The following is a 21,603-nucleotide window of genomic DNA, read 5'->3' as shown; positions in this document are numbered from 1 at the left end:
CACACTCTACCTACTCCCATTGGTTGATGTGAAAGTGTCGTTTCGTCTTTTTAGTTGTCTCAAATCAAACGACTCTTCTAGTGTTCAACCAGGATGGAACAGCCTAGTGGATGTTCCGTCCATCCTTGTACTTTCCGATTTCTAAGCACGACTTGAACATGTGATAACCCTTCTATCTTGACCTGATAGCTATCATCTTCGGGTATGACAGTGATCGTACCAACTGGAAGCCCCTGTTGATCTACCACTTGTTGCCTCACTGTTTCAGTCAGCTCAAAGACATGCACGGTCAAGTCTTTCGTATAATCGTATGCAGCGGTCGTATCCACGGAACCTTCGATGATCAATGAATTAGGACGGACCATGAGGGGTAAGTGGAAGTAATCATAGGTCTGTGTGTACCATTGTTGTCCTTCATATACATGATTATCTAAATAATTCGTCCAACGTCCCTCTGGTAAATAAAAAGTGACCTTTCCCTGCCCATTGAAAATCGGTGCAATCAACAGCCGTTCACCGAACATATACTGTTTATCGATCGTATGCGTCGTATAGTCTTCTGGAAATTCCAGCATCACTGGACGCATCATAGGGATACCTGTTTGCGCTGTTTCTACCGCTTGCTCATAGATATAAGGCATCAAGCGATTTTTTAATTTTGAAAATCGTTGGCTGACCAATACCGCTTCTTCCCCAAAGTTCCACGGTACTCGGTATTCAATATTACCATGGTAGCGACTATGAGTAGATAATAATCCGAATTGTGTCCAACGTTTATAAATATCCGCTGTCGCATTCTCTTCAAATCCACCAATGTCATGGCTCCAGAAGCCAAAGCCGGATAACACAAATGAGAGTCCACCCCGCAGTGATTCCGCCATGGACGGGTATTCCGATAAGTTGTCCCCACCCCAATGAACTGGGAATTTTTGTGAACCAACCGAAGCAGAACGAGCAAATACGACCGCTTCATCTGGGCGTAATTCTGCTAATAATTCAAAGACGACTTCGTTATAAAGATACGCATAATAGTTGTGCATTTTTTGCGGATCAGAACCATCGTGGTAATTCACATCCGTAGGTATACGTTCACCAAAATCCGTCTTGAAGGAATCGACACCAATTTCTATGAGTTCTTTCAGCCTTTCTTTGTACCAATGACGCGCTTCTGGATTTGTAAAGTCAATGATTCCTTGACCCGCTTGCCAAAGATCCCATTGCCAAACTTCGCCATGTTTATCTTTGATGAAATAGCCTTTCTCTTTACACTCTTGAAAGGCTGCCGCTTTTTGTCCGATATACGGGTTGATCCATACGCAGATCTTCAAGCCCTTCTGATGGATTTTTTCAATCAGTTGTCGCGGATCTGGAAACAGCTCGCGATTCCATTCAAAACCGCACCACTCGAATTCTTTCATCCAAAAACAATCAAAATGAAAGACATCAAACGGAATCTCTCGTGTCTGCATTTCTTCAATAAATCCCATGACTGTTTCTTCACGATAATCCGTCGTAAAGGAAGTTGATAACCACAAACCAAACGACCATGCAGGTGGCAATGCGGGTTTGCCCGTTAAATCAGTGTATTTTCTTAAGATCGTTTTCATATCGGGTCCATAGATGACATAGTATTCCAATCGTTCACCTACTACACTGAATTGTGTGCGTGAAACATTCTCCGAACCAACTTCAAATGAGACATTTTCAGGATGATTGACAAAGACACCATACCCTTGGTTCGTTAAATAAAATGGGATATTTTTATACGCTTGTTCACTACCAGTACCACCATCTTGATTCCAACAGTCAATGATTTGCCCATTTTTGATGAATGGGGTGAATCGTTCACCTAAGCCATAGACATATTCATACGGATCTAATGATAACTGTTCTCGCATGTAATACAGGCCGTCACTACTTTTGACCAACGCCTGTGCTTTTGGCAAAGAAGAAGTCAAACATTTCCCTTCCGCGAGAAAATCAATTTGGAATGCGGCGTTTTTCGGCACTCGTGCGACTAATTGTCCTGATTGGAACGTATAAAATTTTTCATTTTCTGTATCGATCATGACCGAAGATGATTGCTTGTTGAGTTGAAAATGAGGACCGGTTTGTGCTTTGTCATGATGCACCAGTTGTACTTTGATAATATCTTCTCTTGGTGATTCAAAAGACAAGGTCGTCATCCCTAGATTCAAGGTATCCCCTCTTGTCTGGATCGATTTATAAGGCAAGAAAAGAGTTAACTTATCCTCCTTCACTTGAGCTTCATAGACATGGTTCGGGTGTTCAAGATGAAACCCTTCTTTTGCCAACCAATAGCCGTTTGTAAACTTCATTTATTTTCCTCCTACTTCACTGCGCCATCTGAAATGCCTTTTACGACATGTTTTTGCAAGACAACAAATAAAATAATAATCGGTAAGACGACGATCACTAGCGCAGCCAGTGCCAAGTGCCACTGCTTATTGAATTCGCCGAAGAAATAAAACATCTGTAAAGGAATTGTATACATCCCTGCTTTGTTGATGCTTAATGAAGGCAACAGATAATCATTCCAAAACCATAAGGCGTTCAACACGATCACTGTCACTGTCGTAGGCTTCAGCAAAGGAAAAATGACTTGCCAATAGATTTGGAAGGTATTTGCCCCATCGATCAATGCCGCTTCATCTAATGATTTCGGAATCCCTCGTAAAGCACCGTAATATAAAAAGGTCGACATACTTGTTGCTAATCCTAGATACATCACCATCAAGCCTGGTTGATTCAGCATACTGACTTGCCCAAAAAGTGAAATCAAGGGAATCATGATTCCCTGAAAAGGAATCAATAAGCCAATTGCGACAATAAAATAAAGAAATGAACTTAAGCGACTCGTATTTCTCGATAACGCATAGGCCGCCATGGAAGAAACAAACACAATCAATACTAAAGATCCGATCGTTATCAGTAACGAATTAGCTGCACTTTTGAAAAAATCCAATCGCTCGAACGACTCGATATAGTTATCAAGTGTTAGCCCAGTTGGTAAAGTGAGTGTGTTCTGGAATATCTCTGCTTTGGTTTTGAATGAATTGATCACCACTAAGAAAAACGGATAAAACCACAGACTTGCAAGCACCAATCCACTAAAAATCAGTAGAGACTTCTTAACCTGTCGTGGATGTTTCACTTTTGATTGCTTCATGCGCTGACCTCCTTTTTCCGTGTCAGTGAGATTTGAACCACTGAGATGATCACAATAATGACAAGAAAAATCACCGCTTTCGCCTGTGCATACCCCATCTTTCGCATCCCAAATGCTTCATTGTAGATATTCATCGCCACCATTTGCGTGGAATTGAACGGACCACCTTGTGTCAGTGCTAAGTTTTGATCATAGATTTTAAATGCGTTGGACAACGTCAAGAACAAAGTGACGGTGAAAGCTGGCATCAACATGGGTAATTTGATACGGAAAAAGACTTGCAAAGGATTCGCCCCATCCATATCTGCCGCTTCCAAAATCTCTTCTGGAATATTGTTGAGAAATGAGATATAGATCAGCATCATATAGCCACTCATTTGCCAAACAAATAAAATAATGAGCCCCCAAAACCCCGTTTCCGGCGTGTTCAGCCAACCGGCAAAAAAATCAATGCCCGTCATAGTCGCCAGACTTTCAAATGCTTTATTGAAAATAAACTGCCAAATAAATCCTAGGATGATCCCTCCAATCAAATTTGGCATGAAAAAGATCGTACGGAAAAAAGTCGTCCATCTACCTAATTTTTGTGTCACGAACATCGCTAGACCTAAAGCCACGATGTTGATCAAAATCACACTGAAAAATGAGAATTTTGCGGTAAACAGTAAACTGTCGATAAATCCTTGATCATTAAATGCCCGAAGATAGTTTTCAAATCCAACGAATTCACCTACTGTATTGCCATTCCAGTTTGTCAGTGAATAATAACTACCTGTCAGTAATGGAATGAACAAAACGATCGCTAACGCCAATAACGCTGGTGCAAGTAATAACCAAAAAGCTTTTGTGCGATTTGTTAACATGAGAACCCTCCTTGTATCTCACTAGATAAAAACCAACCGTTCACCGCTTACTTCCTTTCTTGTGCCCAATTGGTTTGCAAGGTATCAATAAATTCCTCCCAAGAGATTCGATCGGCTGCATACGCTTGGATCTGGACACCAAATATATTTTGTCCAAACCCATCTGGATAGGAATTATGGACCCATGGAACGGTTTTACCTTCGCTTAAATACGTATAGATTTCCTTAGATAACGGATCATTGATCGCTTCGCTCGAAAAGTTGGTATACGCCGGAATGAATTGAAACTCATCGATGATTGCTGTCATCGCCTGCTCATCCGTATACATCCACGTTAAAAATTCGATCGACGCATCAATGACTTCTTGGTCTTTGTCTTTATTGACCCCCCAATACCAAGCTGGCCCCGCCACGATGTTGCTTTCTCCCGATGCTTCGATCTGCATAGGAAGAATCCCTAGTTTTTCTTTCGTGAACGTCTCATCTAAGCTATCCAATGTCGGTACGATCCAATTTCCTTGATGGATGATAGCCACCTTTTCACTGGCAAATAATTCTTCAACAGATGTACTGTAATCCATTGCCTCCATTGGTTGTGCATTGTACTTAATGACCAAGTCGGTGTAGTTTTTCATTTGCTCGGCATAATCTACGCTTAATTCCAGTGCCTCATAGGTCATTTCTAAGCTGTTATCAAACTCCGGAGCAAGAAAATTTGAACTATATTGACTGGATACCCACGTTTCTGCCCCGCTAAAACCAAATACGCCTTGTAGCCCAAGTTCATCTTTTTTACTATCCAATAATTGAACGGCTTCTTCAAATGCCTCAAATGAGTTGATCGATCCACTATCGATGCCAGCTTGTTTAAAAATCTTCTGGTTGATCAACCAGCCATATCCCTCGATATTCATCGGCACCCCATAGACCGTATCGTCGAGTGTAGCCCCCTCTAATGTTCCCTCAATTGCTTGTTTAGCTAACGTCGTTTCCCCAAGATCATAGAGTTTATGTTGCCAAATCTGCGTATCTGCTAATCCACTCAACATAAAGATATCTGGTTCATCCCCTGAGGAAAACTTTGATTGCAACGCTGCTGTCGCATCGGTTCCCCCGCCAACCGTCGTCAAGTTGATCTTGATCTGCGGATGGTCTTTTTCAAAATCCTCTACCAAAGCATCCATTTGCTCGGCTGTTTCTGTCTTGATATTGAAAATCTCTAATGTTACACTACCATCATCTGAAGACCCGCTTTGTGCCGTACCGCAGCCAGTAATTCCTAACACCATGATAAAAGCAAGTATTAAAAATCCTCGTTGTTTCTTCATGATTATTCCTCCTCCTCTTATTAACAAATTGATTATATTGATATTTACAACGGTATGTAATCGCCATCTTAATCAAAATACCTTGTAATATTGATCAAAATGGAGGAAATGTGATGTTTAGTCCAAACGATATTTTTACCCCCAATCCTAGTCAACAAGATATTGATACCACGCTAAAGGAAATGACCGAACATGGGGATAGTTTGTTTCCAATTGCCGTTCACTATACGAATCATCCAGCCCATCAGGAAAATATGATCCACCCCCATTGGCATCGAGAACTAGAGATTCTTTATGTCTATCAAGGACTCATGGAAGTCAAAATAGAAGGAGTACCTTACGTTGTTCACGAAGGAGAGGTTATGTTTATTCCTGCGAATCAATTACATGAAGCACTCAATCATCAAATGAATGCCTGTGCATTTTTTGCCATCGTGTTTGATGCTTCATTCATTGAAAGTCGCGTTTCCGATCATATCCAGCAAACTTATCTTGATCCATTGCTCCATTCACCAGAACAAGTAGCGATCCATTTTACAAATGATTACTCAAGTATTTCGGAGATCCAACAACTGGTAATCACAATCATTGATACATTTGCCTTGAAAGAATCTCGCTTTGAACTGACGATCAAAGCACAATTGTTCTTACTGATCAAACATTTTTCGCGCTACAGTACTCAAGTGAATCCTGCAAAGTTAGTTGCTAGTAAAAACAAACTCAACACGTATCGCTGTAAAAAAATCATTCTATACCTTGAAGAAAATTACCAAAACACGATCACTCTTGAAGCAATCAGTCGTCATATCGGATATAGCAAAGAGCATTTCTGTCGTTTTTTTAAAAAACATTTTCGTATGACTTTTTTCACGTATTTAAATCAAATGCGCATCAAAAAAGCCGAGTACCTGTTACTGCATACAGATTTGAAAATCATCGATATTGCCTTGGAAGCTGGTTTTGAAGACCCTAATTACTTCACTAGCCTGTTTAAACGTGAAACGCAAATGACTCCGACAGGTTATCGGAAAAAAAACGCAAAAAATCACTGATTTTTGCGCTTCATTCTTTAGTTGAACAATAGTTATGAGAGCCGCTCTATTCTAATACAGCAATATCTTGTATAGGCGATATCTTTGGTTTATTCCTCAACTCTTCTTACTTTCGCTATCAATAGAAACTAAACCTCGTTTCGGTAATTTGAAGTATTTTATTATAGAATTAGCTACTCCACACACACATAACAGACGATTTTTTATTTCACTTACTTTGAGAACTGAGCTGAGAACAATAGTGTAAAGAAAAACTCATTTTTCTATACAATTAAACTAAAAAAATAGATAAAATTGATTTTAATCGCTTTAACGTATATACTGTATATACGTTAAAGGAGAGGGGAGACACATATGCCTATTAAAGAAAGAAAATTTAGAGAAGTAGGGAATTCAGTCGTGTTGACTATTTCAAAAGAATTCCTTAAAGAAAATGGATTGAATCCTGGGGATACAGTTTTTTTAGATGAAGAAAAACTGAAAGCTGCAATTACAAAGAAACAACCTGTATCTGATGAAATCGATGTAGCAATAGCCCAAGCACTAATAGATTATGACTCAACTTTCAAAGAGTTAGTTGATAAATGACGACAAATTATCTTGAAGCCAGAGATATCATAAAAATGAATGTGATCCAGATAAAGAAATACTCTCCTAATGAACCAATTGGTGTAAAGGATGCAAATGCTTTAGAAATGTGTGTAGGGCAACTTCGAGCCTCAGCTTTTGGTGAAGAGGTGTATCCTTCGATTTATGAAAAAGCAGCTATCCTACTTATACAATTGATAAAGAAACATCCTTTTCACAATGCAAATAAACGTACTGCTTTCTTAGCTACTTTTGTTTTTTTGAAAATCAATGGACAACTTTTAGCTATTGATCAAAAAAATGCTGTAAATTTAGTGGTATATATTGCTACATATGATAAGGGTTTTGACCAACTAAAATATCAAGTGATTAATACTATAAAGACACATACGAAACCCATTTAAGGAGTTGCTGTATATGTCTTTATAGTGTAATAGCTGCTGCTATAGCGAAAGAATTGTAGTAAATTACAAATAGCTATAAGTCAAATCCAACTGTATAGAAAACGATAATTTTCTATACAATTGAAAAGGTCAAATTAATTACTAAAAAAATACATTATAAGCTTTATGCTATAATTTTAGAAAACACATTAGGAGATGTATTTTATTTTTTTGTAACCTATAGCTTTACAATATTTCATATATATCATTTGTATATTGCTCATCGATCATCAAATAGTACATAAATGTTTTTTTCTAATTGTTACTTGTTTAAATGCTAACAGATTCATCTAAAAACAGGAACTTATCCTAGTAGGTACTTAATTCTGCAATCGATTGCCCAACTATATCTTTGCGGTCTATTGAGTAATCAATCATATCCTTTATTTTATTTGAAGAAGAAGGCACGGTAAAAAAAGAAAGATTGAATAAGTAACTGCTGACTTTATCAATTTCTGTTAGTTCAATATGAAATAACTTAAAAAAATTAACGAGAATTTCTGTAAATTCATTATAAAAAATATTGTTTTTTAAGTAATGCAGTAAACATGCACTGAGTTCCCCAACCTCACGATTTTTTTGCCTATTCTTCAACAAACTAGAAAACCATAAAGAAAGTTTTGCTTTTTGTATCGGCTCTAAATCTGCACCATAATAGGATTCTAAGCGCTTAAATAAATGTTCAAATTGAATACAATCTTGAGAATTGTAAAATAAATATTCCTCTGGAAAAATATTTTGATAAAAAATATGTTCAAAATATCGTAATTGTAATTCATTCCCTTTTAATTGATTATCTTTGATCTCTATATCAAATTGCTTCAGTACTAGATTAATTTTTTTCATTCTTCGATACAAATCAGCTCTACTGATCTGTAGAGTCCTAGTCAAATATTCTGCACTAACTGAGCGCTGTTCCAAATACTCTCGAATAAGCAAATAATTAATCGACGTCGCTGTGTAGATACCAATAATCTCCCCTAATTTCGAATGACCTTGGTCAGACAATGCAAACATATTCGATTTTTTTTTATAGTGTATCCACTCAGTTCCAAAGTGATTCGATAAACGGAAATTTACAGAGTCTACAATGTTAAATAATACATTTTGGGATACAGATAATTTATTTTTCAAAGTTTCCTTATCTACTTTCCCCGCATTTATATATAGCTCATCCAACAAACGTAATTCCCTAAGTTCATAACTATCAAGTAGTTGATCTTTTAACACTTCATGAACACTCCTTTTAACATACGTTATTAATTAGTGTAACACTTAACTAAAAATCACACGTAGGAAGTGTTTAAACTATATTTCACAAGACAATTTCTCAGGTAAATAAACACTTAGAAGGAATAAAAAATCATTTAAATAACAAAGTAAATTTAGAATGTATAAAAAATTAGCGACAAGAAATTAATTCTAATTTGTATTTACTTCTGTAAATATCCTACTCCAGCTGTGACTAAATACCATTGTCAGCCCTTTAATAAGCTTTCTGCTGGATAGCTTATCTTTCCATTCTGGCTTATCTAGCATTCAGGATAGGTGATAAATGCCTGTACTAAGTTAAAATACAGATGTTATAATAATATGTATTCAAACTATATTTATCACTTAGGGGTTCACGAGTATATGAAAAATAAGGTTTTTTTAGCAATGATTAGTTTATTTTTTTTGTTTACATTGACAAGCTGCAAATCAACAAGTACCACAAGTACAAACTCTTCGGTAATCGCTAGTACAGTAACTACAGCCAATGAATCATCAGAAATGACCTCTGATCACTCAGATTCTGAGAGCGAATCGACAAACGATACGACAACACTTCACGGATTAAACGATCCGGCCACAATCTTCTTAAATGGAGAACCTGCAGTTACTATCGAAATTATCAAAGCCAGTGCCCAACCAGATGACGTTATTCGGGAACAAGCCTACTTAGTTCCAAAATTAGATACTATCATTAGACTTGACATTCGCATGACAAACCATTCAATTAATGGTTTTAACGATGGTTCGCAATTTTATAGAAACTTTGATTTAGTTACAGAAGACGGAATTAATGTTTATCCTACGTTGCAACACCAACCCAGCGGTCAGCCAGAAACAGCCCCTTTAAAATTGGGAAGCACAGGTGTGGTCCAAGCTTACTTCTTATTAGACGGTGATATGAAAAATACTAACGTTGATGAAATTAACATTGAATATTATTACGTGCGTGATTTAGTCAACCAAAATAGCCAAGATTTTCGTTCAATAAAATTTAAAGTTCCAGTTACACATTGACATTATGAATAAAATCTCACTTAAGCTAACAAACAATAAATAAGTACCTTGTTCCTTAACATGGTACTTATTTATTGTTTATATATCAGTAAAGCTAATATAGGCTATTTTTTGCTTAGTTGAATATGTTCATCGCACTAATCAAGATCTGGATATCTTCTGTATTTCCCGTAGGTATATTTATTCTCTGCGCATTATCGAGTATTTTCTGTTCTTCCTGCTTCATAGTAACTGGATCATCTGACTGTTGAAAGTGACTTGGTACAGGATAATACATTATTGAACCATCATGGTTACTAGAATAAACAACTAAACCTTGATACCCATATTTTCCGGTTAAGGTTACTGTCTCTTGAGGATAAACTATGCTATTTTCGTCATAAGGATTGATTTTTGTACCCGCTGGAGAATGGTTAACATTTAATGTAAACCCTGCATTACCTAAATCATTTTTATACGCCGTACCATTTATAGTTAACCAGACGCGTGCATATTCAATTTGATCGTCTGAGTAAACACTTAACGGATCATTTATGGATTCCGAGGGTACTGTTGAGGATGTTGCTGAATCCTCTGGAAAAGTTGTTGAAGGTTCGCTTTCGGTTATTTCACTCTCTGAAACAGTAGACTCTATTGTCTTGCTTTCTGAAAGAGTAGAAGTTGTTTCTTCTGTTTTTTGAACAGTTGATTGCTGTGAATGATTCTCACTTGTATTAGATGAAGATTCTTTTTTATTACTACTTTCAATTATTTGACCATGGGAGGATTGAACGGTTTCATTATTTTTTGAGCCACATCCTGTGAGAAGAATTATTAATAAGATACTGATTGGTACTATTTTTTTCATATTGAACACCTCTATTTAATTTATCAGTATTATTATAACGCATATTATTAATAACTTTTTAGTTTAATTAATCGAAGAAATTTATATATATACTTAACTATGTTGTAACGAAATGATAAGGACCGATGTGAAATTTTGTTCACTTCGGAAAATTTTATACTATCCATAACTTATTCCAGGGTTTCACCTCTTTTCCCCCTCAAATGCATTCTCGTTATATTTATGCACCCAACTTTCTATAATCCCAATGGAAAGAGAATATTTCTTAGTGATACTGTTCACGTTGCAACGACCATCTATCACCTCTGAAATGACCTGATATGTTTCTTCTGGAGAATAAAGGCTTTTCTTAGGCATACAAAAAACTCCCTATAAAGTAGATTTGTAATTTTTTTCCTTACCTACTTTATAGGGAGCATATCAATCTATCAACATTGGTCTCTTAATTGTATTTCGAGAAAGATTATTGTTCTACTCTCGTTGTGCTTTTTTAATTTACATCATTTGGTACAATCGACATAAATCAGAAAAGATATAAAGAACTAAATTATCCCCTCTAATTATCTAGCGGATGTAAGAATAAAAGTTTGATAGCTAGCATCATTAAATTCTTGGGTAACTAAATAGTTATTATCACCCAATAAAGTACCTCTATGGCTCAACACTCGCTGTTCATGATTATTAATCAATCGATATACATTCCCTTTTCCCGAAACCATCCCTAGATGACGAATTTTCCATTGTTGTGCTTCCACTGGTTTCGATGACGGAATTGCTCCTACGATTCTATCACTATTCACATCAAAACCAGACGATGAATGTAAATATCCGTATTGCATACCAGTACTAGTGAAGTATTGTGAATAAGTTTGAAGTTTGTAGGTATTTGTAGCTTTATCATACTTCATAACCCATTTTTGAGAGTCATCGTTAGTAGTCTTTTGCATGCTAACTTCATCCATATTTGCTACTTTACTCCAAGTAAGAGCATATGACTTATCCTCATAACTTTTAACATAAACTGGTATATTATCAAAAACGCCTCCATGGTCAGTTCCATCATCAATAGAACCTGCAGCTACAGAATTACCTCCTGCGAATAAACTTACTCCAACCACCGCACCTAATAATAATTTAGACATTACTTTCATTTTTTTCCCCATTCCTATGTATTTAAATAAATATTTAATTTATTTAAATACAGTATGCATCAGTCCATTTTTATTATTACAATTTGTATACTATTGCAATATTATATATATTACTTAAAATTGAAATAATAAAATCTCTGAAAAATGTAACAATAGGGTGTACTCTGTTGGACTCCTTTTATGAAGAACAGATATTTGACATGAAGATAGTAATGACATATTTAACAAATAATAATATTCGTACCTCAATAGGGAACAAAGAAAAAAGGGTACTTATTTATAGGTACCCTCTCTCACGTATAGCTTTTATCTTAGAAAGTAAAAAATCTTGTGATCACTTATAGTTCCAATACACTTTCTATCTCTTTGTATAATTTTTCAACATTAAGCATCCCGTAATCTTGTTTTGAAATGACCCTGACTGGTGTTGTAGGAAATTTTTTTTCGATATCATTTTTGGCATATCCAAAAGTAGGTGTCAACAAAATAAGATCAGCTTCACCGCCATGTTGATCTACCTTATTCGAATTATATGTCTCAATTAAAACTTGCTGCCCTTTTTTCTGCATTAACAACTCCAGCTTCCTATTTAAAGCTTGGGTTTGTAAAATCCCTCGATCCGTAATAAAACTGAAAACGATATCAAAAATAATTACTTTTTTCCGTTTCTTTTCTTCTACTGAATCATTTGTTTTAATTAAATCTCCTGTTTTTTCCATTTGCTGGTATCCTTTCTTTTTAGAAAAAAGAGTCTCAAAAAAAGTGGGTCGTTTCTTCCCCAAAATCTCGTCAACAGAAACATTGAAGTAGTTACTCAAAGCTATAAGAGTCTGAATATCTGGATTACTCTCATTTCTTTCCCACTTTGATACAGCTTGTGGAGTAACATTCAAAATTTTTGCTAAGCTTTTTTGGGTCATCTTTTTAGATTGTCTTAATTCTTTGATTTTTTTTCCTATATCTAACATTAATATACCTCCCATTAGGGTAACTTTTCAATGAACTGATTGTTGAATAGAGGTAATGATACCTAAACTATTAGTTGAATTCTATTTTATCATATTTTAAAACGATTTTATCTCCTTATTAAATGAACATTATTTCTTTAAAAAAATTCATATAGCTCATTATGCATATTCAATAAATTTGTTGATCCAAGTAATTGGAAAATATTTAATGCACTTTCTATATCTTTCTTTCCAACTTCATTTCCATCATGAAATTCAAAAAAACCATCCCAAAAAAGGATAATCGTTTTTTCAAAGAGAGCCTCTTCTTCTAAAAATATTTCTTTTGCTCTAAAAAATATTTCTTTTGCTTTGTTATAATTATTATTTTGAATATTGCAACAAGTTACGTTAATTAGTAATTTAAATAGTTCTTTATTGTTTTTTTTGTAAGAATTTTGAAAAGAGTTTTTTGTTAGAGTATTTTGGATTACCAAATTTACAGCATCAATATCAAAAGAAAAAATACTATTATTAAATAACATCAATTCATATCTAGTCCATTCCTCAATAGATAAAAGATATTGGGCCAGTTTATTTTCATTGTTTAGAGTTACTCTATTTTCTAATCGCTTAATTAATAAATCACATATCCACTTTAAATGCAGGATCTTAGAATTTTTCTCTATATTAACCATTGCTTTTTTTATGTTTTGTAATTCAGAAACATCTTTTTTTAAATATGCAATTTTTATATCATGCATTAGTGTTTCATGTGTTTGAGCAGTTTTTTCATTGCATAAAAAAAAGAATTCATCATATGACACATTTAGTTTTTCAATTATGTGATCAAAATTTATTATTGATGTTTCTACCATATCATTGACTATTCTGAAATATGTTGACTCTGAAAAATAATCTGTGCAGATATTTTTTATTTTAATATTTTTCTTTTTTTGAATGATAGAGATTGTTTTTCCGATTGATTTTCTTGAGTACATATTATTTATCTCTCCTTATCTTATGAAAATAATTTATTTTATAACAATATAAGTTTAACTTTTTTTAAACCAATATTGACCTCCCAAATATGCGAGTTTTTTATAACACATTAAAATATATAATATAATCACATTAAAGAATTAAAAAATATGTATAGGAGTAATCATATGTGGTACTTACTACTAATACTTTATTAATTTATATTTATTATTTCCATTGGGATCCAGGGTTTAAGTTCCCTTAAAAAACTGAAAAAATAAGAAAGAGGTATAATACTATGAGTTCATTTTTAAAAAAGATCAGTGTCACAGAAGTTAATAATGAAACTAAAAACGGTGGAGCTAGCGGATGGTGCGCAATTTATGCTGCGCAATTACCTATTGCGGCAGCGCTTTGTGCTGCAGGAAACAAATGTGGTTGCAGAGATTATCAAACTATGTCTTCTTACTTATCAAAATATTGTCGTTAATTTAGTTCAAAAAGCGAGTTGATTCTAACTCGCTTTTTGAATACACACAAATATATAGCAATTTTTTTGTGAAGGAGGAAAAAAATGAATAGCCCTTCAATTTCTATAGGGATAATGTGCAAGAACGAAGAAAGAAGTATTGAAAGATGTATAAACGCTATACAATTGCAAATAGAAAACACCGATGAAATTATTATTGTCGACACAGGATCTACAGACCAAACCATAAATATAATAAAAGAAAAATTTTCAGAAGTTAGGCTTTATTTTAAAGACTGGAGGAATGATTTTTCAGAAATTCGTAATTTCATTATTACTCTATCTAAAAAAGAGTGGATTTTCTTTATTGATGCAGATGAGGTAATTCAATCTGAGGGATTAAATAATGCAAAAAAATATATTAAAGAAATAGAGAAATTATCAGATGAAGCTGTCGTTTTTTGTCCAAAAGTTCTCAATACAAATGATAGCATCGTTTATAATACTGGCAGAATAATTAAAAACAATGGATTATATAAATTTTGCGGGTGTGTCCATGAATTCCCAGTATGTGAAGATAATATAAATACAGATAACATTAAGACAATTATTCTTGAAGAAGTAGTAATGGTTCATGATGGTTACGAAGAAAATATTATGGAAGAAAAAAGAAAATCAAAAAGAAATACTTTTTTGAATGAAAAAATGCTTAAAAAGTATCCTGATAATGATAGGTACTATTATTTTTATTGTAGAGATGCTAAACCATTGTTGAGTATAACCGACTATGAACTTTCACTAATAAATTTTTTTGATCTGTTTCCTACTAGCAGATTTAAAAACGAAGTCTATTTAGATTTAATTAGTTGCTTAATTGAGCAAGGTAAGACTGATTTGGCAGAAACATATATAAAAGAATATTGGGAAGATTTAAAGAACAGCGAGACATTTTCAAACACGGGTTTAGTCTACTTAACAGTACTTAATGAAATCCAAAAAATAATGGCAACTCAGCAAGAATTGCTAAGAATTATGATTAACACAAAAAATAATATAGAAAACGATTCTTATAGGACCGTTGAAAATGGGTATAATTTTGACGATATCATCGGATTTTTATATTGGTCGTTAGGTGATATTTCAAGAGCAATAAAAATTGAACAAAAATTAGAAGAAGTTAACTATAAAGGTATGCTAAACGAATTATTCCAGTTGTTACCTTGGAATAAGGGGGATGAAAATGAACTTTAAAATTACCCCTCAGAGTGGAGAAGCGGATTGTGGAGCAGCTTGCGTAAGTATGCTATTGACCAATTATTTTAATAAAGTAGTATCATTATGTGAAATTAGACCTATAATAAAAAATACTCATACTGGAACCTCTTTTGGTGATTTAAAAGAAGGGTTAACGAAAATTGGAATTAAAGCAACAATTTTCAAAGCAGAAAAAGACAAAGCGGCATTTAATGAAATGAAAGCACCTCTATTAACACAAATAAAAAAAACGGATAATTCGTATCATTATTTGCTACTAATCAAAATTACAAACAAACATGTTTATTACGCAGATCCTGAGTTATCTAAGATACAAAAAAAAACTATTGATGTTTTTATAAAATCTTGGATACCCTATATCATACAAATTGACCTAAAAAACTCCGCCCTTGATTTAGATATAATTGAAAATCTCCAAAAATTAAATTATAGAGGTTTGCTCAGAAACGTTAAAGGTAAGGTCACACTTATAATTATTTTATCGCTTCTCAGCTACATGTTAGGACTCTTTATAGCATCTATGTATACTACATATTTTGATATAATTGTTCCTAATTCCTTAATTGGTTTGATATTTTCCATTATGATAGTCTATTTGATTGCAGCACTATTCAAGTTCATATTAAATTTTTTAACTACTATTGTAACAAATTCACTTAACAAAACAATAGATGCTGTTTTAAGTACAGAATTTTTCCAGACGCTATTTAGAAAGTCAACAGCCTCTCTAGAGTATTTTGGTATGGGTGATATCATTGCGACTCTATCAAACATAATTATGATTAGACAGCGGTTCTTTACTTTAATTATTGCCGTACCACTAAATGTTATCTTAGTACTAAGTAGTTTTTATATTTTAACTAGAATAAATCTATATTTAGCATTTCTTTTGCTATCTCTTATTATTATATTTTTGCTTATTATCATCTACTCAAATGAAAAATATCTGTCATTTAGCAAAAAATTAATTCAGTCAAATAAAGAATTTAATGACAATATAATTGATACCTTTTCAAATATAAATACAATTAAACAGTATCAACAAGAAACCTATTTTGTAGATAGAGGTAAAAATAAATTAGTAGAGAATATTTCAATAAGAAATTCGCTACTTAATTTTGATGCTAAACTTGAAGGTATTAAAGCAATGGTTTTAGATATGTTTAATGTGATTTTGTTCTCACTAGGTTCTTATTTAATAATTAAAGGGACTTTTGTAACAGGCACATTGTTAATGTATAATTCGATAATTGGTTTTACTATCAATCCTATTTTAATGCTTATAAATTCTCAGTCTTTAATAACACAAGGTAAAGTGGCTGAAGAATTGCTATTTAATTTACTTAGTAGTGAACTTAATCATTTTGGCTCAAGTTCTTTTCCTAACCTGGAAACTAAAAACGCAATTATAGTAAAAAATTTAGGGTTTGCATTTGACGGTAGAAAACCTCTTCTAAAAAATATTAACTTAAAAATCGAAGATAAAACGTCCATAGCTTTTACCGGAAGTAATGGTTCAGGTAAAACAACACTTGGAAAGTTACTAGCTAGATTGTATTTACCAGACAAAGGAGAAATATTACTAAACAGAACTAATATAAATTGTATAAGTGAATCTGAATTAGTAAAAAATTTGATTTATATTGACAGTGAAGAAAAGATAATGTCAGCAACAATTCTAGAAAACATTTGTTTAGGTCGAATTATAGATAGCGAAAAATTAAAACAAATATCTGAATCTACTGGTTTACACGATCTCATACAAAATCTTCCAATGGGTTATGATACACCTATAGGTATTGATGGGATAAATCTAAGCTTAGGACAAAAACAACTTATCAAAATTGCTAGGGCTACAGTTGAAGAAAAAAGAATATATATATTTGACGAAATAACTAACGGACTAGATAAAGCTAATAAATCAAAATTAATCAATTATTTGATAGGATTACCAGGAATTAAAATCTTTATTACTCATGATACAGAACTTGTGCAAAGTTGTCACAAAGAAATAAATGTAGATAAGTTAACAAGTTAGTGAGGTGTAATATGAAAAAAATGGTTACATTATTTCTAATTTTTATTGGAATTGCAGGCTTTTACGTTGCATTTAATAAAATTACTGAAGAAACAATAAAAAACTATGAACCAATTTCATACGACGAAATTATTTCGAAAACCAAGGATCAAAGAGATTTCATTCTTTTCATAAAAAAAGATGGTTGTATACATTGTGAAAATGTTGAACCAATTATAAATGAAGCTGCTAAGATGACAAATATCGATATTCTAGCAATAACTGCAAATAAAGAAAAAGAACAGAATTCATTAGTTAATAAGTTTGAAATTTCTCTCTATCCAACTATTATTTTTTTTAAAAAAGGTATTGAAAGAGCAAGAATAGTTGGTGAGTTTGATAATCAAGAATTACAAAAAATGATTGGAGAACTTAAATATGAGCCTAAATAAGTTTGATAAAACAAAAATTGTACTTTGCTTAATAGGTATATTCATAATTTTGTTGTTAGTAACAATTTTCAAAATACAACAAGACAAGCTAAATCAAATTGATAAATCATTGCAAATAGAAAAAAACAATGTACAAATATATCAAGATATTATTTCATACCCTATTAATACATTTGAGAATAAAGTCTCAAATGGAGATTTGATGTTCGTTTACATGGGGAATTTAGAATGTTCTGATTGCTCCGCATTTTACCCTATTTTCAAAGAAAAATTCAAAGAATTCAATTTAGAAAACAAGTTATCTTATATCGAATGTAGCTATTTAAGAACTAATAAAAGTGAATGGCTAAAATTCAAAGAGAAGTATGGATTCTCACAAACACCAGCATTCATCATTTATAAAAATTCAAAAATTTTATCAAATATAGAGTGGGATAATAATAACGGACTCAATGAAGTATCATTTAGTACCTGGCTATCTGAAAACAAAAAGATTATTGATTCTATCTCATTATGATACTTTAAAGCATTAATTCAACTAATATTTTTGATAAAAACATACTAAGTTTAGTGGGTAAGATATTCCGTCGAATACCTTACCCACTGATCTCAGTATGTTCGTACTATCAAATCCACGTGTTCTTACTTGACAAAATTTTTCAATAACAATCAAAAAAACTAACCCGTAAAATATTTATTTTTTAGCCATGCACAACAGAGTATATATTATATACCTCATTGAACAGCTTTATCTTTATTATTAAGATAAAATCTTTTAACTTAACGATTTACTCTTCTCCAATTTTTCCTGATCTTGACTCTATTTACTATCTCGAGTCAGTTCTCTATCCAAATCTATAGATGATTTGCAGTAGAATTTTCGATATTGATAAGTCTCATCACAAAACCAACTGAAAATTTTAAATAAGTGAACTCCATAGATTACAAAAAATTAAAACTCAAAAAAGAAACAATGACTATTACTACCAGAATATACATCCCACTACAATTAAGACTCTTCATATATCTGATGAACTAGATAAATCTTGTATCTTTGTATCTATTAAATATAGTCACCTCATTTACTACATCTTCTTGCATCGTTTAGCAATCAATTTAGGACGAATTTTTTCTAACCAATCTTGATCAGGTACATAGTCAAGGAAATTACCAATCGTATAACCTTAAAATGCTGGATTGCTGCTGCGTAATTTACCTTGTCTAATTCATCTACAATCTTTTTTATTTAACTTAAAAATACATCGGTAAATTGATTTGTCCAATTCCAAAAACTCGTATAAGCATCTTTATACTACACGCCTTGACATTGAATTTCAAATCCATAATGACGATTTCCTTTTGAGCTTTTATAAATGAGTTTGCATCGTATAAATAGCCCTCGCTACTTGTAAAACTTACATAAGCAACATTAATTCTCGCATCAATTTCATATTGCGTTTGACCTTCTGGATCTTTTAAATCTTCTACTCCATCTGCGACTAAATACCATTTTCAGCCCTTTAGTAAGCTTTCTGCTGGATGAGTGATAGATGCCTGTACTAAGTTAAAATACTGATGTTATAATAATATGTATTCAAACTATATCTATCACTTAGGAGTTCACGAGTATATGAAAAACAAGGTTTTTTTTTAACAATGAGTAGCTTATTTTTTTTGGTTACATTAACAAGCTGCAAATCTACAAGTACCACAAACACAGACTCTTCGGTAATCGCTAGTACAGTAACTACAGATAATGAATCATCCGCAACACCCTCTGATCACTCAGATTCAGAGAGCGAATCATCAAATGATACGACAACACTTCATGGATTAAACGATCCGGCCACAATCTACTTAAATGGAGAACCTGCAGTTACTATCGAAATTATTAAATCCAGTGCCCACCCTAATGATATCATTCAAGAACAAGAGTACTTGGCTTATCCTATAGATACTATCATTAGACTTGACATTCGCATGAAAAATCATTCAATAAAAGATTTTAACAATGGATCGAAGTTCTACAGAAACTTTGAGATTACTACAGAAGATAACATCCATGTCGATCCTACAGTGCAATCCCAACCAGACAATCAACCGGAAACTGATCCTTTAGAAATTGGTGCAACAGGAGTAGTCGAGTCATACTTTGTATTAGATGAAGATATGAAAAACACTAACGTTCAAACAATTAATATTGAATACTATTATCTACGTGATTTACTTAACCCAAATAGCCAAGATTTTCGTTCAATAAAATTTAAACTTCCAATTACGCATTAGTCTTCGATTTATTCCTTAATTTTTTAGTTTGATTTGTGTCATTGATTGATTTTCCGACAAAATAATGACAGTAAATCCATTGGACACTTTTTATAAGCTATCTATATCATTACAATTGTTCACATTTCCCGAGAAATAAGGCGGCAACTACGAAAGCTTTGTAGTTGCCGCCTGATGTTTGGAGGATACCTCCTATTGTTTCAGCTTCTGATCGATTTATTCTACTTCATACGTTGCTAATACTTGCAACACATTCGATGAACCACCAGGTGTTCCACTGCTTAATTCAACTGAGATCACATCGCCAGCTTTATAATCAATTGTTTTACTAACTTTTACGCTGTCCTCTGCTCTTTCACGAACTGATCCATAATAAACTTTACCTTTATAGATTTCTGCGACATAGGCACCATTTTTACGAATGAACATTCGGTTGTTCCCTTCGAAACTTGCACGATCAAAATCAACGTCTAATCTGTTTCCTGTTAATTGAATATTCTTCACCGCATGTTCTAATAAAGAAGTGTCCACTGCTAAATCTTCTTCTAATGTGATCGATTCTAACAAGCGCTTGCCTGTTGAGCTGTGACCAGGTGAATTTGGTGCGGTATAGACTTCGATTACTTGTCCTTTGACACCGGAAATGCTACGACGTACTTGAGTACCTTCATCGGTTTTGCTTGTAAATGAATAGTAAGCTTTACCTTTATAGGTTTCAAAATGATAACGACCATCAACATAGACCATCAATCGTTCTGAACTGTTGAAACGTTCTGCATCTAGATTTAAATACGCATAAGCTTCACGATCTTGTGTTCCTACAGTCAATAAACTCGTTTCTGTTTTTTCTGGTTCTACTTGAATATTGTCAAATTTCGCCCAGCCATTTCCTGTTGAAGAGAAACGAATAATGTATGTATTGTCTGTTTCAGGTGTAGTAAATGTAAATTCTCTACGTGTCCAGTTTTCATTGTTGTGTGATGTTTCTTCTAACGAAATAAAACCTTCATCATGATTCATCGTGCCAAATTCAACTTTTGCTGGAAAATCAGCACTACCTGCTACATCATAGCCGAATGTATAGGTCGTGTTTGGTTTCAGTGCCAAATATTGATGAATGTTTTCCCCATAAGTAGCAACTGCATATTTATTTCCGCTTAACTCTTCGATTGTTGGATTCTGTGTACCTGGACTAGAAACGATCCAATGGTTCAAACCCTCATTGAAATCACCGTTTTTGATCGTCAACTGTTCTTCTACCTGATTACTGACATTCGCCGAATCACCTGTTGATTGACTTGCCGCAGATGTCACGACTGGTCCTCCTAATGTAAGAAGTAACATGCTTGTTGCTGCAATTTTTTTCAAGTTGTTTTTTTTCATCTCAAGCTCCTTATTGATTTTTTTAGCGGATAGTTCGTTATA

Annotated in this window: 20 protein-coding genes; 10 read left to right on the top strand and 10 right to left on the bottom strand. The window is 33.4% G+C overall.

Annotated elements, in window-relative coordinates; all coding sequences use genetic code 11:
• Positions 1–77: 77 nt before the first annotated feature.
• From yicI to IGJ00_RS00260, 4 genes are read right to left on the bottom strand one after another with little or no spacing between them, the layout of a single operon-like run.
• Entirely contained in the window at positions 78–2,339 is a 2,262-nt protein-coding gene (gene yicI / locus IGJ00_RS00275) for an alpha-xylosidase (protein WP_142433318.1), read from the bottom strand.
• 11 nt (positions 2,340–2,350) lie between these two features.
• Positions 2,351–3,190, bottom strand: a complete 840-nt coding sequence (locus IGJ00_RS00270) for a carbohydrate ABC transporter permease (RefSeq protein WP_142433319.1) — start codon at positions 3,188–3,190, stop codon at positions 2,351–2,353.
• Positions 3,187–4,053 carry a carbohydrate ABC transporter permease gene (locus IGJ00_RS00265; protein WP_071867759.1) on the bottom strand — a complete coding sequence of 289 codons (867 nt, stop codon included), beginning with the start codon at positions 4,051–4,053 and terminating at the stop codon, positions 3,187–3,189. Before IGJ00_RS00265 ends, IGJ00_RS00270 begins: the two co-directional genes overlap by 4 nt.
• A 47-nt stretch (positions 4,054–4,100) precedes the next feature.
• A complete protein-coding gene (locus tag IGJ00_RS00260) occupies positions 4,101–5,381 on the bottom strand; it encodes an ABC transporter substrate-binding protein (protein ID WP_438844005.1) in 1,281 nt (426 codons plus the stop codon).
• Positions 5,382–5,494: 113 nt separating this feature from the next.
• On the opposite strand from IGJ00_RS00260, the gene IGJ00_RS00255 reads away from it, so the two are divergent.
• The 3 genes from IGJ00_RS00255 (at position 5,495) to IGJ00_RS00245 (ending at position 7,425) form a co-directional block, all read left to right on the top strand.
• A complete protein-coding gene (locus tag IGJ00_RS00255; protein WP_438844004.1) occupies positions 5,495–6,433 on the top strand; it encodes an AraC family transcriptional regulator in 939 nt (312 codons plus the stop codon).
• Positions 6,434–6,787: 354 nt separating this feature from the next.
• A complete protein-coding gene (locus IGJ00_RS00250) occupies positions 6,788–7,021 on the top strand; it encodes an addiction module antitoxin (RefSeq protein ID WP_066026392.1) in 234 nt (77 codons plus the stop codon).
• A complete protein-coding gene (locus tag IGJ00_RS00245; protein WP_066026393.1) occupies positions 7,018–7,425 on the top strand; it encodes a type II toxin-antitoxin system death-on-curing family toxin in 408 nt (135 codons plus the stop codon). Before IGJ00_RS00250 ends, IGJ00_RS00245 begins: the two co-directional genes overlap by 4 nt.
• 348 nt (positions 7,426–7,773) lie before the next feature.
• Here the strand turns inward: IGJ00_RS00245 and IGJ00_RS00240 are convergent, their stop codons facing one another.
• Positions 7,774–8,694, bottom strand: coding sequence for a helix-turn-helix domain-containing protein (locus IGJ00_RS00240; protein ID WP_438844003.1), 921 nt, complete (start codon positions 8,692–8,694; stop codon positions 7,774–7,776).
• Positions 8,695–9,099: 405 nt separating this feature from the next.
• On the opposite strand from IGJ00_RS00240, the gene IGJ00_RS00235 reads away from it, so the two are divergent.
• Positions 9,100–9,753, top strand: a complete 654-nt coding sequence (locus IGJ00_RS00235) for a hypothetical protein (RefSeq protein ID WP_438844002.1) — start codon at positions 9,100–9,102, stop codon at positions 9,751–9,753.
• Between the two features lie 115 nt (positions 9,754–9,868).
• Here the strand turns inward: IGJ00_RS00235 and IGJ00_RS00230 are convergent, their stop codons facing one another.
• The 4 genes from IGJ00_RS00230 to IGJ00_RS00215 form a co-directional block, all read right to left on the bottom strand.
• Positions 9,869–10,600 (bottom strand): hypothetical protein, encoded by a 732-nt coding sequence (locus tag IGJ00_RS00230; RefSeq protein ID WP_438844001.1) that lies wholly within the window; start codon positions 10,598–10,600, stop codon positions 9,869–9,871.
• Between the two features lie 560 nt (positions 10,601–11,160).
• Entirely contained in the window at positions 11,161–11,751 is a 591-nt protein-coding gene (locus tag IGJ00_RS00225; protein WP_104872619.1) for a hypothetical protein, read from the bottom strand.
• Positions 11,752–12,089: 338 nt separating this feature from the next.
• Positions 12,090–12,719, bottom strand: coding sequence for a helix-turn-helix domain-containing protein (locus IGJ00_RS00220; RefSeq protein ID WP_074801075.1), 630 nt, complete (start codon positions 12,717–12,719; stop codon positions 12,090–12,092).
• Between the two features lie 137 nt (positions 12,720–12,856).
• Complete coding sequence (locus IGJ00_RS00215) at positions 12,857–13,699, bottom strand: hypothetical protein (protein ID WP_074801078.1); 843 nt, start codon at positions 13,697–13,699, stop codon at positions 12,857–12,859.
• 278 nt (positions 13,700–13,977) lie between these two features.
• Here IGJ00_RS00215 and IGJ00_RS00210 point away from each other — a divergent pair, with 278 nt between their 5' ends.
• From IGJ00_RS00210 to IGJ00_RS00185, 6 genes are all read left to right on the top strand, one after another.
• Positions 13,978–14,169 (top strand): hypothetical protein, encoded by a 192-nt coding sequence (locus IGJ00_RS00210; protein WP_074801080.1) that lies wholly within the window; start codon positions 13,978–13,980, stop codon positions 14,167–14,169.
• Positions 14,170–14,253: 84 nt separating this feature from the next.
• The gene (locus tag IGJ00_RS00205; RefSeq protein WP_438844000.1) at positions 14,254–15,399 is read left to right on the top strand and encodes a glycosyltransferase; all 1,146 of its coding nucleotides are present in this window, start codon (positions 14,254–14,256) and stop codon (positions 15,397–15,399) included.
• Positions 15,389–17,461 (top strand): peptidase domain-containing ABC transporter, encoded by a 2,073-nt coding sequence (locus IGJ00_RS00200; RefSeq protein WP_438843999.1) that lies wholly within the window; start codon positions 15,389–15,391, stop codon positions 17,459–17,461. The genes IGJ00_RS00205 and IGJ00_RS00200 overlap by 11 nt, the downstream gene beginning before the upstream one ends.
• An 11-nt stretch (positions 17,462–17,472) precedes the next feature.
• Complete coding sequence (locus IGJ00_RS00195) at positions 17,473–17,892, top strand: thioredoxin family protein (RefSeq protein ID WP_438843998.1); 420 nt, start codon at positions 17,473–17,475, stop codon at positions 17,890–17,892.
• Positions 17,879–18,409: a DUF6568 family protein gene (locus tag IGJ00_RS00190; RefSeq protein WP_074801090.1), complete on the top strand. Its 531-nt coding sequence runs from the start codon at positions 17,879–17,881 to the stop codon at positions 18,407–18,409. The genes IGJ00_RS00195 and IGJ00_RS00190 overlap by 14 nt, the downstream gene beginning before the upstream one ends.
• A gap of 1,157 nt (positions 18,410–19,566) precedes the next feature.
• A complete protein-coding gene (locus IGJ00_RS00185) occupies positions 19,567–20,178 on the top strand; it encodes a hypothetical protein (RefSeq protein ID WP_438843997.1) in 612 nt (203 codons plus the stop codon).
• Positions 20,179–20,394: 216 nt separating this feature from the next.
• On the opposite strand, the gene IGJ00_RS00180 is transcribed toward IGJ00_RS00185, so the two are convergent.
• Positions 20,395–21,561: a carbohydrate binding domain-containing protein gene (locus tag IGJ00_RS00180; protein WP_438843996.1), complete on the bottom strand. Its 1,167-nt coding sequence runs from the start codon at positions 21,559–21,561 to the stop codon at positions 20,395–20,397.
• Positions 21,562–21,603: the final 42 nt, after the last annotated feature.

The sequence above is a fragment of the Enterococcus sp. AZ062 genome (assembly GCF_051715065.1).
Lineage (GTDB): Bacteria > Bacillota > Bacilli > Lactobacillales > Enterococcaceae > Enterococcus_B > Enterococcus_B mundtii.
The sequence above is the reverse complement of the archived record's forward strand: the minus strand, read 5'-3'. Positions and strand labels throughout refer to the sequence as shown.